The sequence below is a fragment of the Gemmatirosa kalamazoonensis genome (assembly GCF_000522985.1).
Classification (GTDB): Bacteria; Gemmatimonadota; Gemmatimonadetes; order Gemmatimonadales; family Gemmatimonadaceae; genus Gemmatirosa; species Gemmatirosa kalamazoonensis.
Window position 1 is genome coordinate 3,708,333 of the sequence record NZ_CP007128.1, and the last position, 13,942, is coordinate 3,722,274.

General features: G+C 67.6%; 12 protein-coding genes, 3 tRNA genes and 2 rRNA genes. 16 read left to right on the top strand and 1 reads right to left on the bottom strand.

The window, feature by feature from the left end; translation table 11 throughout:
- Positions 1-14: 14 nt before the first annotated feature.
- From secF to murI, 5 genes are all read left to right on the top strand, one after another.
- A complete protein-coding gene (gene secF, locus J421_RS16030; protein ID WP_025412197.1) occupies positions 15-1,013 on the top strand; it encodes a protein translocase subunit SecF in 999 nt (332 codons plus the stop codon).
- 90 nt (positions 1,014-1,103) lie between these two features.
- Positions 1,104-1,895: a TatD family hydrolase gene (locus J421_RS16035; RefSeq protein WP_025412198.1), complete on the top strand. Its 792-nt coding sequence runs from the start codon at positions 1,104-1,106 to the stop codon at positions 1,893-1,895.
- A gap of 50 nt (positions 1,896-1,945) precedes the next feature.
- Positions 1,946-2,347 (top strand): RidA family protein, encoded by a 402-nt coding sequence (locus J421_RS16040; RefSeq protein ID WP_025412199.1) that lies wholly within the window; start codon positions 1,946-1,948, stop codon positions 2,345-2,347.
- A gap of 23 nt (positions 2,348-2,370) precedes the next feature.
- Positions 2,371-3,123: a hypothetical protein gene (locus J421_RS16045; protein ID WP_025412200.1), complete on the top strand. Its 753-nt coding sequence runs from the start codon at positions 2,371-2,373 to the stop codon at positions 3,121-3,123.
- Positions 3,120-3,932 (top strand): glutamate racemase, encoded by an 813-nt coding sequence (gene murI / locus J421_RS16050; protein WP_025412201.1) that lies wholly within the window; start codon positions 3,120-3,122, stop codon positions 3,930-3,932. The genes J421_RS16045 and murI overlap by 4 nt, the downstream gene beginning before the upstream one ends.
- Here the strand turns inward: murI and J421_RS16055 are convergent.
- Positions 3,867-4,652, bottom strand: a complete 786-nt coding sequence (locus J421_RS16055; RefSeq protein WP_025412202.1) for a UDP-2,3-diacylglucosamine diphosphatase — start codon at positions 4,650-4,652, stop codon at positions 3,867-3,869. The two genes, murI and J421_RS16055, sit on opposite strands and share 66 nt — an antisense overlap.
- A gap of 134 nt (positions 4,653-4,786) precedes the next feature.
- Between J421_RS16055 and J421_RS16060 the strand changes: the two genes are divergently transcribed.
- From J421_RS16060 to J421_RS16110, 11 genes are all read left to right on the top strand, one after another.
- Positions 4,787-5,197, top strand: a complete 411-nt coding sequence (locus J421_RS16060) for an acyl-CoA thioesterase (protein WP_025412203.1) — start codon at positions 4,787-4,789, stop codon at positions 5,195-5,197.
- On the top strand, positions 5,190-5,840 hold the full coding sequence (locus J421_RS16065; RefSeq protein WP_148306356.1) for a hypothetical protein: 651 nt from the start codon (positions 5,190-5,192) through the stop codon (positions 5,838-5,840). Before J421_RS16060 ends, J421_RS16065 begins: the two co-directional genes overlap by 8 nt.
- A gap of 16 nt (positions 5,841-5,856) precedes the next feature.
- Positions 5,857-6,375 (top strand): LPS assembly lipoprotein LptE, encoded by a 519-nt coding sequence (gene lptE / locus J421_RS33645; protein ID WP_025412205.1) that lies wholly within the window; start codon positions 5,857-5,859, stop codon positions 6,373-6,375.
- On the top strand, positions 6,369-6,872 hold the full coding sequence (gene rfaE2, locus J421_RS16075) for a D-glycero-beta-D-manno-heptose 1-phosphate adenylyltransferase (protein ID WP_025412206.1): 504 nt from the start codon (positions 6,369-6,371) through the stop codon (positions 6,870-6,872). Before lptE ends, rfaE2 begins: the two co-directional genes overlap by 7 nt.
- A complete protein-coding gene (rph, locus tag J421_RS16080; protein WP_236646257.1) occupies positions 6,862-7,596 on the top strand; it encodes a ribonuclease PH in 735 nt (244 codons plus the stop codon). Before rfaE2 ends, rph begins: the two co-directional genes overlap by 11 nt.
- Positions 7,593-8,255: an RdgB/HAM1 family non-canonical purine NTP pyrophosphatase gene (gene rdgB / locus J421_RS16085; protein ID WP_025412208.1), complete on the top strand. Its 663-nt coding sequence runs from the start codon at positions 7,593-7,595 to the stop codon at positions 8,253-8,255. The genes rph and rdgB overlap by 4 nt, the downstream gene beginning before the upstream one ends.
- A gap of 15 nt (positions 8,256-8,270) precedes the next feature.
- Positions 8,271-8,344: transfer RNA gene (locus J421_RS16090), tRNA-Pro, on the top strand.
- Positions 8,345-8,388: 44 nt separating this feature from the next.
- A tRNA-Arg gene (locus J421_RS16095) sits at positions 8,389-8,465 on the top strand.
- A gap of 29 nt (positions 8,466-8,494) precedes the next feature.
- Positions 8,495-8,566, top strand: a tRNA-Lys gene (locus tag J421_RS16100).
- Positions 8,567-9,107: 541 nt separating this feature from the next.
- A 16S ribosomal RNA gene (locus tag J421_RS16105) occupies positions 9,108-10,632 on the top strand.
- 310 nt (positions 10,633-10,942) lie between these two features.
- Positions 10,943-13,911: ribosomal RNA gene (locus tag J421_RS16110) — 23S ribosomal RNA — on the top strand.
- Together the 16S and 23S rRNA genes form the textbook arrangement of a ribosomal RNA operon.
- The last annotated feature ends 31 nt before the right edge of the window (positions 13,912-13,942 follow it).

A 13,942-nucleotide genomic window follows, 5' to 3' on the forward strand; every position in this document is an offset into this window, starting at 1 on the left:
GGCCCAGAGGCACCATGCTCCGCATCTTCCACAACACCAAGTACGACTTCATCAAGTGGTGGCGCGTCGCGCTCATCGCGACGGCTGCCTTCATCGTGGTCGGCTTCGGCTCGATGCTCGTGACCGGTGGCATCCGCTACAGCATCGACTTCACCGGCGGCACGCTGATGCAGGTGAAGTTCAATCAGCGCGTCGATGCCGGTCAGATCCGCTCCGCCGTCGACCAGGTGACGCGCGAGGCCGAGATCGCGCAGTTCGGATCCGACCGCGAGTTCACCATTCGCGCGCAGAAGGATCCGCACGAGGTCGCGGGGCAGCAGGGCGCCGAGACGGTCGCACGCCGCATCGAGCGCGCGCTCACGCAGAAGTTCGGCGCGGGCAACTTCCAGATCGGCCGCACCGAGGCCGTCGGCGCGAAGGTCGGTGACGAGCTGCAGCGCGGCGCGATCTACGCCATCCTGATCTCGTTCCTGCTCACGCTCGCGTACCTCGCGGTGCGCTTCGAGTGGCGCTTCGGGCTCGCGGCCGTGATCGCGACGGCGCACGACATCTTCACGACGCTCGCGTTCATCAAGATCATGAACATCGAGGTGTCGCTGACGGTCATCGCCGCGATCCTCACCGTGATCGGCTACTCGCTGAACGACACGATCGTGATCTTCGACCGCGTGCGCGAGCACGTGCGCCGCATGCGCAAGACCGATTCGTTCTACGACATCGTGAACCAGTCGGTGAACGAGACGCTGCCGCGCTCCGTGCTGACGCACGCCACGGTGTCCGCCGCGACGCTCGCGCTGCTGCTGTTCGCCGGCGAGGTGATCCGCCCGTTCGCGTGGGTCATGCTGTTCGGTGTCGTGACCGGTACGTTCAGCTCCATCTACATCGCGTCCTCGGTCCTCATCTGGATCGAGAACAAGTACCCGCGCAAGGATGCCGGCGCCGTCGCGAAGAGCACGTCGACGGCTCCGCGTCCCGCCGCGCCGCGCTCGAACCAGGCGGTCGGCGCGCGCTGACCGCACGCCGCTCCCGACCCGCGACCGCCGCCCTCCGGGCGGCGGTTGGTGTTTGCGGGCGGGGCGCCTAACAGTCGATCCCGTCTCGCCGTGCTCGCGTTCGTCGACAGCCACACGCATCTCGCCGACCCGGCGTTCGACGCCGATCGCGACGACGTCATCGCCCGCGCGCGCGACGCCGGTGCGCTCGCGCTCGTGTGCATCGGCGAGTCGCTCGCCGCTGCCGAGCGCGCCCGCGCGATCGCAGTGCGGCATCCGGGCTTCGTCTCGTTCACCGCCGGCGTGCACCCGCACGACGCCGACACGTTCGACGCGGAGCGCGACCTCGCGGCCATCCGCGCGGAGGTCGCCGCGGGCGCCGTCGCCGTCGGCGAGTGTGGGTTGGATTACCACTACGACCACTCGCCGCGCGACCGGCAGATCGCCGCGTTCGAGGCCCAGCTCGACCTCGCGTACGATCTGGAGCGTCCGGTCGTGGTCCACACACGCGAGGCGGCGGACGACACGCTCTCGCTCGTGTACGAGGCCGGGAAGCGGGGCGTCGTCGGCGTACTGCACTGCTATACCGGCTCGCACGATCTCGCGCGCGCCGCGCTCGACGTCGGCTGGTATGTCTCGTTCAGTGGCATCGTCACGTTCAAGCGATGGACGGACGACGAGCTGCTGCGTCTCGTGCCGGACGACCGCCTGCTCGCCGAGTCCGACGCGCCGTATCTCGCGCCCACGCCGCACCGCGGCAAGCGCAACGAGCCGGCGTGGGTGCCGCGAACCGTCGAGCGGCTGGCGCAGGCGCGTGCCGCGACCGCCGAGCACGTCGCGGCGCTCGTGATCGACAACGCACGCCGGTGCTTCGGGCTGGCGATCGCTGGAGCCCCCCGATAGACTCCCGCGCGTTCGCCCGTCTGGACCGCGTCCCTCGACATCACCGTTCCGTGCCGGCTTCGCAGCTCGAAATCGTTCACACCGCCGACGCTCCCGCCGCCATCGGGCCGTACTCGCAGGCCGTGAAGGCGAATGGGTTCCTGTTCACCGCGGGCCAGATCGCGCTCGATCCCGCGACGATGCAGGTCGTCGAGGGCGACGTCGTCGCGCAGGCCGACCGCGCGCTGCGGAACCTGACCGCCGTGCTCACCGCGTCCGGCGTGTCGTGGTCCGACGTCGTGAAGACGACCATCTTCCTCGCCGACATGGCGGACTTCGGCGCGGTGAACGAGGTCTACGCGCGCGCGCTCGGCGACGCGCGGCCGGCACGCTCCACGGTCGCCGTCGCCGGGCTCCCGCGCGGCGTTCGCGTCGAGATCGAGCTCGTCGCGGCGCTGCCGACGCAGCGCTGACGAGGGCTCGGCGTGGTGTCGCAGTGACGCCTTTCGTCTCGCGCGCGTGGCGCGCGCGGTGGCTCGGCGGCGGTGCGCTCGCGCTGGTTGCAGTCTGCGCGTCCACGGCGCGCGCGCAGGTGCCGGTGCCGCGGCCGGACACGACGCGCCGCGACACGACACGACGCGCGCCGGCGCCCGCCGACACCGTGCGTCCCTCGACGCGGCCGACGGTGCCGGTGATCACGGATACGGCGCCCAACGTCCCGGCAGCGGTCGCGCCACCGCGCGACACGACGCGCCGTGCGCCGCGGCCTCCGCGCGCCGTCGGCGCGAGCGCGATTCCGCGCCCGCCGATCTCCGCGCGACGCGCGCTGATCTATTCGATCCTCGTCCCTGGCCTCGGTCAGTCGAAGCTCGACCGCACGGCGACCGGCGCGTTCTTCATGGCCGTGGAGGCGGGCGCGCTCGCGATGGTCGCGAAGTCCACGTTCGACCTCGCCGAAGCGAAAGCGTTTCGTGGCGATAGTCTCATCGCGACGAGCTTCCCGGTCGACACGGCAGGCAACCCCGTGACGGGCACGGGCGCGGGCACGCGCGTGCCGAATCTCTTCAACGGAAGTCTCGCCCGCGCGCGCCGACTGCACCTCGAGGACTGGATCGCGGTCATCGCGTTCAACCACCTCATCGCCGGCGCCGAGGCGTTCGTGTCCGCGAATCTCTGGGCCGTGCCCGGCGAGGTGAGCGTGCGGCCGAGTGAGCATGGGGCGACGCTCGCGATGAAGGTGAGCTGGTGAGCGCCCCCGAGTCGTCGTCGCCCATCGGCGTGTTCGACTCGGGGATCGGCGGGCTCACGGTCGCACGTGAGCTGATGCGGCAGCTGCCTAACGAGTCGATCATCTACTTCGGCGACACCGCGCGCGTGCCGTACGGGCCGAAGAGTCCCGACACCGTGCGTCGCTACAGCCACGAGATCGCGACGTTCCTGCTCGCGCAGGGCGTGAAGGCCGTCGTCGTCGCGTGCAACACGGCGACCGCGCACGCGCTCCCCATGCTCCGCGAGGAGCTGCCCGTGCCGGTCGTCGGCGTCGTGGAGCCGGGCGCGCGCGCCGCCGTGCGTGCATCGACGAACGGCGAGATCGGCGTCATCGGCACCGTGGGCACCGTCAACTCGCGCGCCTATCATCGCGCCATCCACGCGCTCGCGCCGCATGCGCACGTGCGCGCGCGCGCCTGCCCGCTGTTCGTGCCGCTCGCCGAGGAAGGCTGGACCGACCACGCGGCGACGCGGCTCATCGCCCAAGAGTACCTCGAGCCGTTGGTCGAGACGCACGTCGATACGCTCGTCCTCGGCTGCACGCACTACCCGCTGCTCAAGCCGGTCATCGGCGAGGTCGTCGGACGTGGCGTGCGTCTCATCGACAGCGCCGAGGAGACGGCGGCGGAGACCGGACGACTGCTCGCCGAGCGCGAGATGTGCGCTGAGCCCGGGTCCATCGTGCGGCATCGCTTCGTGGCGAGCGACGCGCCTGACCACTTCCTAACGATGGCGGAGCGCTTCCTCGGCGCGCCGGTCGAGAGCATGGAGACGGTCACCCTCGGCTGACCCGTTCCATCGGAGCACCGCGATCTCCTGCTCGTCCACCCGTAGGTACGTCGGCTCGTCCAGCCAGGCGCCCGGGTTCGCGTACACGCCGCCGCCCTCCGCGCGGTCCAGCATCCGCGCGTGCGAGTGCCCGAACACCACGAGCTCCAGCGAGGGGTCGCGCGCCAGCGTGTCGAACGCGATGCGCCGGAGCCCCACACCGCCGTCGCCTGGACCGAGCGCTCGGCTGCCGTGCGAGCTCCCGTGCGCGAGGCGGCTCGCGAAGTCCGGGTGGAGCAGCCGGAACGCCCACACCGACAGCGGGTGTCGCAGCACCGGCCGGATCGCCCGATAGCCGCGGTCCTCCCGTGGCCGCAGCCCGTCGCCGTGCTCGATGCGCGTGTGCCAACCCGCCAGCGTTCCTTCCCACGGCCCGACGTGGAACTCGACACCCACGTCCTCGCGCAGGATGTCGCCGCCCCAGCAGTCGTGGTTGCCGGCCATCCACAGCACCGGCACGCCATCGTCGCGGAGGTCGGCGAGTGCGGCCAGCACGCGGAACGCGCGGCGCGGCATCACCGATCGCCACTCGAACCAGAAGTCGAACAGGTCGCCGTTCACCACCAGCGAGCCCGCCGCGCCGCGCAGGCTCCGCAGGAACGCGAGCAGCTCGCGCTCGCGCTCGGGCCGCGCCACGCCGAGGTGCGCGTCGGAGAAGATGTAGCAGGGACTGGGCAGCACGAGCCCAAGTCTAGCCGGCGCCGTGCGATGGACAAAGCCGCGGGCGCGGGTGGACAACGGCGGTCGGGGTTGGCGATCTTGCCGGCGCCCGCCGCGGTGTCCGCGGCCGCGGCACCGTCGTCGACTCAACCGCCGTGTCCCGCGTCCACGTCACCGAGCTCCGCGTCCGCTACGCCGAAACCGACCAGATGGGTGTCGTGTATCACGCGAACTATCTCGCGTGGTGCGAGGTGGGGCGCACGGAGTTCATCCGGACGGGGGGCATGAGCTATCGGCAGATGGAGGAGGCGGGCGTCGCGCTCGCGGTAGCGGAGGCGAGCCTGCGGTTCCACGCGCCGGCGCGGTACGACGACCTCATTCGCGTCGAGACGACGATGACGGACGTGCGATCGCGGAGCGTCACGTTCGACTATCTCGTGTCGCGCGCCGACGATGGCGTGCGGCTCGTCTCGGCGTCCACGCGCCTCGTGTCGATCGATCGCAACAGCCGTCCGACGGCGATGCCCGGCCCGGTGCGCGAGATCCTGGAGCGTGCCCGTGCGTGATCGTCACCTGTTCTCGCGCCTCGCGTTGGGCGCCGTCGTCGCGCTCGCGGCCGCGGCGTGCGCGCCGCGCGCTCGTCCGCTCGCCGGCGCGCCGACGCCGGTCGTGAAGCTCCCGTCGACCGCGCTCCCGAACGGCGCGCGTCGCATCGTCTTCAAGTGGGACTACCGCGAGCAGGAGGGGTTCTCGGCGCGCGGCGAGGGCGTTGCGCGCATCATCGCGCCCGACAGCGCGCGCATGGACTTCTTCGTCGACGGCGGCTTCGGCGGCGGATGGGCGATCCTGATCGGCGACCAGCTCACGATTCCTGGGCCCGACTTCGTGCGCCGCTTCATCCCGCCAGCGGCCATGCTGTGGGCGACGCTCGGCCGACTCACCGTGCCGGCCGCGCGCGACACGACCGCACGCGTTGTCGGCGACACGCTGCGCGCCGACATCGGCACCGATCCCACGTGGCGCGTGACGTTCGTCGGGCCGCGGCTCACGCGCGTCGAGCGCATCGACGGCGGTCGCATTCAGGAATGGGTCACGCGCGACGCCGAGACGCTTCGCTACGAGAACGAGTCCGCGCATCGCACGCTCACGCTGCACATCGAGCGGACGGAGGAGGTGAGTGGCTTTGACTCGTCCATCTGGAAGCGCTGAGCGTCGCGCGCGCGCCGTGGCGGCGCTGCGCGCCGCCGTCTTCGCCATCGCGTTAGGCACCGCGACATCGGGCATGGTCGCGTGCCGTTTCAGCCCGTACCACTTCGCGGGCGGCGGCTTTCCGTCGCACGTTCGTACCATCGCGGTGCTGCCGTTCGACAACGAGACGCCCGTGCCGGAGCTGCAGCGCGAGGTGTTCGAGGCGCTTCGCCGCCAGCTTCAGAACCGGCTCAACCTGCGCGAAGCCTCCGAGGCGAAGGCCGACGCCGTGGTGCGCGGCTCGATCGTGAAGTACGAGATCGACGTGCCGATCGGCTACAGCTCCGATCCGCGCCAGGCGACGTCCGCGCGCCGGCAGCTCCAGCTCGTCGTGGACATCAGCATCGTCGACCAGTCGTCGGGCAAGCCGCTCTGGGAGCGGAAGGGACTCACGACGAAGGGCGAGTACGCCGAGCGAGACGAGGCGGGCGGCCGCCGGCTCGCGATCGAGCGCATGATCAACGACGTCGTCGAAGGGGCGCAGTCGCAGTGGTAGCCGGCGGCGCGACCGCGACCGCCTCGCTCGATCCGGCGCGCAAGATCTTCACCTGGGACGAGGCGCGCGCGTGGCGCCGGCGGCAGCGCGGCCGCGTCGTGTTCACCAACGGCGTCTTCGACCTGCTGCATCCCGGCCACATCGACGTCGTGGTCGGGGCGCGCCGGCAGGGCGACGCGCTCATCGTCGGTCTGAACGCCGACGAATCCGTTAGGCGGCTGAAAGGTCCCGAGCGTCCCGTGCGCAGCGAGGCCGAGCGCGCGTACGTCCTCGCGTCCCTCGAGGCGGTGGATGCCGTGGTCGTGTTCGGCCAGGACACTCCGCTCGAGCTGGTGCGCGTCGTCGAGCCCGACGTCATCGTGAAGGGCGGCGACTATGACGAGTCCACGATCGTCGGCGCGGCCGAGGTGCGCGCGCGCGGCGGCGACGTCGTCGTCATCCCGCTGACGCCCGGCCAGTCCACCACCTCCATCATCGAGAAGCTTCGTGCCCGTTGAGTCCCGCACCACCATCCGCGAGGGTCGCGCGTCCGACGCCCTCCGCCCGCTCGCCCTGGAGCGCGGCGTCGCCGAGTACGCCGAGGGAAGCTGTCTCGTGTCGTTCGGGAAGACGCGTGTGCTGTGCACGGCGAGCGTCGAGCCCGGCGTCCCGGGCTGGCGGAAGGGGCGCGGCGAGGGATGGATCACCGCGGAATACGCGATGCTGCCGCGCGCGACGCGCACCCGCACGCCGCGCGAGCGCGCCCAGCTCGGCGGCCGCACCCAGGAGATCCAGCGGCTCATCGGCCGCAGCATTCGCGCGATGCTCGACGACTTCCGGTTCGGGGAGCACACGCTGCGCGTCGACTGCGACGTCCTCCAGGCGGATGGCGGCACGCGTACGGCCGCGATCACCGGCGCCGCGGTGGCCGTCGCCGACGCGTTCGACGCGATGTCGAGCGCCGGCGTCATCCCCGTCTCGCCCGTGAAGCGCCTCGTCGCGGCCGTGAGCGTCGGCGTCGTGGATGGCGCTCCGATGCTCGACCTCGACTACGACGAGGACGTCCGCGCGGCGGTGGACATGAACGTGGTCATGAGCGGGGAGGGGCGGTTCGTCGAGGTGCAGGGCACCGGGGAGCACGGCACGTTCGATCGCGCCGAGCTCGACGCGCTCCTGGATCTCGCGGTGTCCGGCATCCAGCAGCTGCAGGACGCTCAGCGCACCGCTCGCGCCGGCACGTGACCGAGTCGAGCGCGTCGCGGTCGCGGGTCCTCGTGGCCACGCGGAATGCCGGGAAGCTTCGCGAGCTGCGTGCGCTGTTTGCGAACCTCGGCGTCGATCTCGTCGATCTCGCGGCGGCCGGGCTGCCGGAGTCGCCGGAGGAGGACGAGTTGGAGTCGTACGATACGTTCGAGTCGAACGCGCTCGCGAAGGCGCGCCACTTTCACGCCCTGAGCGGTCTACCGACAGTGGCCGACGACTCCGGTCTCTCCGTGGACGCGCTCGGCGGGTCGCCCGGCGTCCACAGCAAGCGCTACGCTGGCGTGGTCGGCGCGTCGGCCGCAGTAGACGCGGCGAACAACGCGAAGCTGCAACGGGCGCTGGCCGGCGCGGCCGATCGTCGCGCGCGCTTCGTCTGCGCCGCGGCGTTCGTCGACGGCGGCCGCGAGACCGTCGCGCGCGGGGAGGCGCCGGGGCGGATCCTCGACGAGGCGCGCGGGCGGGAGGGGTTCGGCTACGACCCGTATTTCCTCTCCGACGACCTCGGCGTCACGTTCGCGGAGGCGAGCGTTGCGCAGAAGGAGGGGGTGAGTCACCGCGGACGCGCGTTCCGAGCGCTCGTTTCCGCGCTCCGGGAGGCGGGATGGAGCGCGGTTGACGGTCCAGCCCGTACGGGCTAGCATTCCGTGGTCGTCCGGGGCGTAGCGTAGCCTGGTATCGCGCCTGCTTTGGGAGCAGGAGGTCGCTGGTTCAAATCCAGTCGCCCCGACCTGACAGGGAGTCCCGGCTCGAGCGGCGCCCTGCGTGGTGCAAGCGCCAGTAGCTCAGGTGGATAGAGCAACAGCCTTCTAAGCTGTGGGTCGGGGGTTCGAATCCCTCCTGGCGCGCCAGTTACCGGTCGGTTAAGTTGTGAGTCTCTGCACCGCTAGCTCAATGGTAGAGCAGCTGACTCTTAATCAGTAGGTTCTAGGTTCGAGTCCTAGGCGGTGCATTGGGCGGGGTCGTCCCACGCGGACGACCCCGCCGTCCTGTCGGAAGGAGCGGCAGGCTCGGCGGTTCGCCGAGGCGTGGAACCCTGGTGCAGCGAAGGGGTTCAACGTGGCCCCCGCTATCGGGGCGGGACGTGAGACGCGGCAAGCGGCGCGTTGTTCGGCCCCCCTTGAAAGCGGTCTCGGGAGCGGTTACAATAGAAACATGCGCTGAAGACAACGAGCGCAACTCGCTGGTCTGATGGAGCTTAGCAGACCAAGCCTCATGTAAGCCGGCAGGTCACGGCAGCGAGGGCTGGGAAAGAAGCCCTTGACGAGGCAGGCGAGACTGAGTAAAATAAAAGGCTGCCGCTGACGCGGCGCGAAAAAGTTGTAACGCTGATTGACAATCGAGACGAGATCGTGAGGATGTGCGAGGCGGACTCGCTGATCCGACGCTCACAGGGGCGTCGGGGAGAGTTCTAACCTGCAATCTTGATGATTCCGGACGTGGTGATCCCACGTTCGATGGGACACCGCGTTCGAGCAGAGCAGACAGATTCTCTCTTGGAGAGTTTGATCCTGGCTCAGGACGAACGCTGGCGGCGTGCTTAACACATGCAAGTCAGGGGGCGGAGCAATCCGTCACCGGCGAACGGGTGCGTAACACGTGAGCGACCTGCCCTGGTGTGGGGGATAGCCGGCCCAACGGCCGGGTAATACCGCATACGGCGCGACGGGGGCATCCCCGATGCGCGAAACTATTTAGGCGCCAGGAGGGGCTCGCGGCCTATCAGCTAGTTGGCGGGGTAATGGCCCACCAAGGCGATGACGGGTAGCTGGTCTGAGAGGATGGCCAGCCACATTGGGACTGAGAGACGGCCCAGACTCCTACGGGAGGCAGCAGTGGGGAATCTTGCGCAATGGCCGAAAGGCTGACGCAGCGACGCCGCGTGTGGGATGACGGCCTTCGGGTTGTAAACCACTGTTGCCCGGGACGAACAGCGCTTTTCGAGGCGCCTGACGGTACCGGGTGAGGAAGCACCGGCTAACTCTGTGCCAGCAGCCGCGGTAATACAGAGGGTGCGAGCGTTGTCCGGAATCACTGGGCGTAAAGGGCGCGTAGGCGGTCTCTTAAGCGTGTGGTGAAAGCCCGGGGCTCAACTCCGGGTCGGCCGTGCGAACTGGGAGACTGGAGCTTGTCAGAGGCAGGCGGAATTCCGGGTGTAGCGGTGGAATGCGTAGAGATCCGGAAGAACACCGGTGGCGAAGGCGGCCTGCTGGGACAGTGCTGACGCTGATGCGCGACAGCGTGGGGAGCAAACAGGATTAGATACCCTGGTAGTCCACGCCGTAAACGATGGGCACTAGGTGCTTGGGGGAGCGACCCCCTGAGTGCCGGCGCTAACGCATTAAGTGCCCCGCCTGGGGAGTACGGCCGCAAGGCTGAAACTCAAAGGAATTGACGGGGGCCCGCACAAGCGGTGGAGCATGTGGTTTAATTCGACGCAACGCGAAGAACCTTACCTGGGCTTGACATGCACGGGAAAGCCTCTGGAAACAGGGGCCCCTCTTCGGAGCTCGTGCACAGGTGCTGCATGGCTGTCGTCAGCTCGTGTCGTGAGATGTTGGGTTAAGTCCCGCAACGAGCGCAACCCTCGCCTCTAGTTACCAGCGGGTCATGCCGGGGACTCTAGAGGGACTGCCGGTGCCAAACCGGAGGAAGGTGAGGACGACGTCAAGTCATCATGGTCCTTACGCCCAGGGCCACACACGTGCTACAATGGCACCGACAGAAGGTCGCGAGGCCGCGAGGCCGAGCCAATCCCCAAACGGTGCCTCAGTTCGGATTGTCCTCTGCAACTCGAGGGCATGAAGCTGGAATCGCTAGTAATCGTGGATCAGCTACGCCACGGTGAATACGTTCCCGGGCCTTGTACACACCGCCCGTCACGCCATGGAAGCTGTGAGCGCCCGAAGTCCGTGACGCAACCCGCAAGGGAGCTAGCGGCCGAAGGCGAGCGCAGTGACTGGGGCGAAGTCGTAACAAGGTAGCCGTAGGGGAACCTGCGGCTGGATCACCTCCTTACCGGAGCGACGAGTACAACTCCTCAGAGTTCGAAAGTCCTCGGAAGTCGCACGCCTCGCGCATCGCACGATCTCGTACTCGATTCTCAGATATGGCCGCGGGCCCAGCCCGTTAGGCCGTGCTGTTTGACAAGTGAAGTGGTAGTGATCGTAGATCGCGAATCAACACCGTGATGCGATCGTCAGCGCGCCGACTGCCGTTAGGCACTCGGCGACGAGGACAGTCGAACGCATGCGTCGCGCGCTTCGGCGGCGGCGCAGCAAGCAACATCACTCGTAGCAATTTGCGCGTTGTGCTTGAACCCGATTGTGGTCAAGCGACAGAAGGCCAGTGGGGGATGCCTGGGCACACGGAGGCGAGGAAGGGCGTGGTAAGCTGCGATAAGCCGTGGGGAGGGGCACACACCCGATGAGCCACGGATACCCGAATGGGGAAACCCGGCGGGGAGCGATCCCCGTCACTGCACGCAAGTGCAGGGCGAACCCGGGGAACTGAAACATCTCAGTACCCGGAGGAAGAGAAATCAACCGAGATGCCCTCAGTAGCGGCGAGCGAACGGGGCCGAGCCCAAACCATCCGGCTTGCCGGGTGGGGTTGTAGGACCCACGGACGGTCAGCGTGAAGTCAGGTGAAGTCCCCTGGAACGGGGCGCCAGAGACGGTGAGAGCCCGGTAACTGACGACGATGGACGCTGGCTAGTGGTGTTCCTGAGTAGCGCCCGGAACGAGGAACCGGGCGCGAAGCTGGGGGGACCACCCTCCAAGGCTAAAGACTCCCGTGTGACCGATAGTGGACGAGTACCGTGAGGGACAGGTGAAAAGCACCCCAGTGCGGGGAGTGAAAGAGAGCCTGAAACCACTGGCCTACAAGCGGTAGGAGGACGGCTGGGCGCAAGCTCAGCGCGTCTGACTGCGTGCCTTTTGCATTATGATCCGGCGAGTTACGCCTCAGGCGCGAGGTTAAGGTCTTGTGGACCGGAGCCGCAGCGAAAGCGAGTCCTGTAACGAGGGCGCGTGGAGTGCCTGGGGGTAGACCCGAAGCCAGGGCGATCTACCCATGAGCAGGGTGAAGCTGGGGTAACACCCAGTGGAGGCCCGCACCGGTATGGGTTGAAAACCGTTCGGATGACTTGTGGGTAGGGGTGAAAGGCCAATCAAGCCTGGAGATAGCTGGTTCTCCCCGAAATCTATTGAGGTAGAGCCTCGCGGCGGGTGCTTGGCACCGTATGTCGGCAGGGGGTAGAGCGACTGGATGGGCGCGGGGGGGCGTGGCCCCTACCAACCCCAACCAAACTCCGAATACCTGACCGATGGACCGCGGGAGGCAGTCGCCGAGCGATAATGTCCGGCGGCGAGAGGGAAAGAACCCAGAGCCACAGCTAAGGCCCCGAAGTGGCCGCTGAGTATAGCGAAGGATGTGTCCGTGCCGTGACAACCGGGAGGTTGGCTTAGAAGCAGCCACTCCTTTAAAGAGTGCGTAATAGCTCACCGGTCCAGCGTGGATGCGCCGAGAATGGTCGGGATTAAGCGGCCCGCCGAAGCTTGGCCTTCACACTTTGTGTGAGGGGTAGGGGAGCGTTCCCGTAGCGGTGAAGCCTCGGTGGAAACCTTGAGGTGGAGCGGCGGGAAGTGAGGATGCCGGAATGAGTACGCGCAAATCGGGGTGAGAACCCCCGACACCGTAAGCCCAAGGGTTCCTGCGCCATGGCAATCAGCGCAGGGTGAGGCGGGTCCTAAGGCGAGGCCCCAGAGGCGTAGCCGATGGTCAACGGGTGAACACTCCCGTCCCGTCCCAGTACGTTGAACCCAGCGAGGACACCGGAACGAAGCGACCGCGGTTTTGTGGATGACCGTCTAACCCCGTAGGCTTCGGCCGAGAGGTGATGGCGAGAGCGCCCTTCGGGGTGCTCAAGGGTCGTAGAGTCGACGGGCGAGAAAAGTCGCTGGCGGAGTGCTGGGATGTCCGTACCGCAAACCGACACAGGTGGGCGAGGCGAGTAGCCTCAGGTGCACGAGTGAGACGTGGTCAAGGAACTCGGCATAATGATCCCGTAACTTCGGAAGAAGGGATGCACAGTGCCGTGACCCGGTTGACCCGGGAAGCGGAATTGTGCCGCAGTGAATCGGCCCAAGCGACTGTTTAGCAAAAACACAGGTGCATGCCAAGCCGCACAAGGCGCCGTATATGCACTGACGCCTGCCCGGTGCCGGAAGGTTAAGGGGAGAGGTCAGGGGGGTAACCCCCGAAGCTTTGAGCCGAAGCCCCGGTAAACGGCGGCCGTAACTATAACGGTCCTAAGGTAGCGAAATTCCTTGTCGGGTAAGTTCCGACCTGCACGAATGGCGTAACGACTTGGGCACTGTCTCGACCACGCGCTCGGCGAAATTGCAGTCTCGGTGAGGATTCCGAGTTCCCGCGACAGGACAAAAAGACCCCATGCACCTTTACTGCAGCTTGTCATTGCTCGCTGCATTCAGCTGTGTAGCATAGGTGGGACCCGTTGAGGCCCGGGCGCCAGCTCGGGCGGAGGGGCCAGTGAAATACCACCCTGCTGAATGCGGCGTGCTCACCACGTCGGGCAAACCCCGGCTGGGACCGTGGCAGGTGGGCAGTTTGACTGGGGCGGTCGCCTCCGAAAGCGTAACGGAGGCGCGCGCATGGTTGGCTCAGCGCGGTCGGTACTCGCGCTCACAGAGTGTAACGGCAGAAGCCAGCCTGACGGCGAGAGCGACGGCTCGAGCCGGGACGAAAGTCGGTCGTAGTGATCCGGTAGTGCCGCGTGGGCGGGCTATCGCGCAACGGATAAAAGGTACGCTGGGGATAACAGGCTTATCGCGCCCGAGAGTTCACATCGACGGCGCGGTTTGGCACCTCGATGTCGGCTTATCACATCCTGGGGCTGGAGAAGGTCCCAAGGGTCCGGCTGTTCGCCGGTTAAAGTGGTACATGAGCTGGGTTCAGAACGTCGTGAGACAGTTCGGTCTGTATCCGTCGTGGGCGTTGGAGCATTGAGGGGCGCGGACTCTAGTACGAGAGGACCGAGTCGGACGATCCGCTCGTGTCCCGGCTGTCCTGCCAAGGGCACCGCCGGGTAGCGATGATCGGCACGGATAACCGCTGAAAGCATCTAAGTGGGAAGCCGTCCCCGAGATGAATGCTCCCTGTCCCCTTGAGGGACCTGAAGGGCCGTGAGAGACCATCACGTCGATAGGCCGCCCGTGGACACTCGGCGACGAGTTCCGAGCGCAGCGGTCCTAATCGCCCGTGCGGCTTGATCACTCCCAATCGATCCACCCGCCTGTCAGCAGGT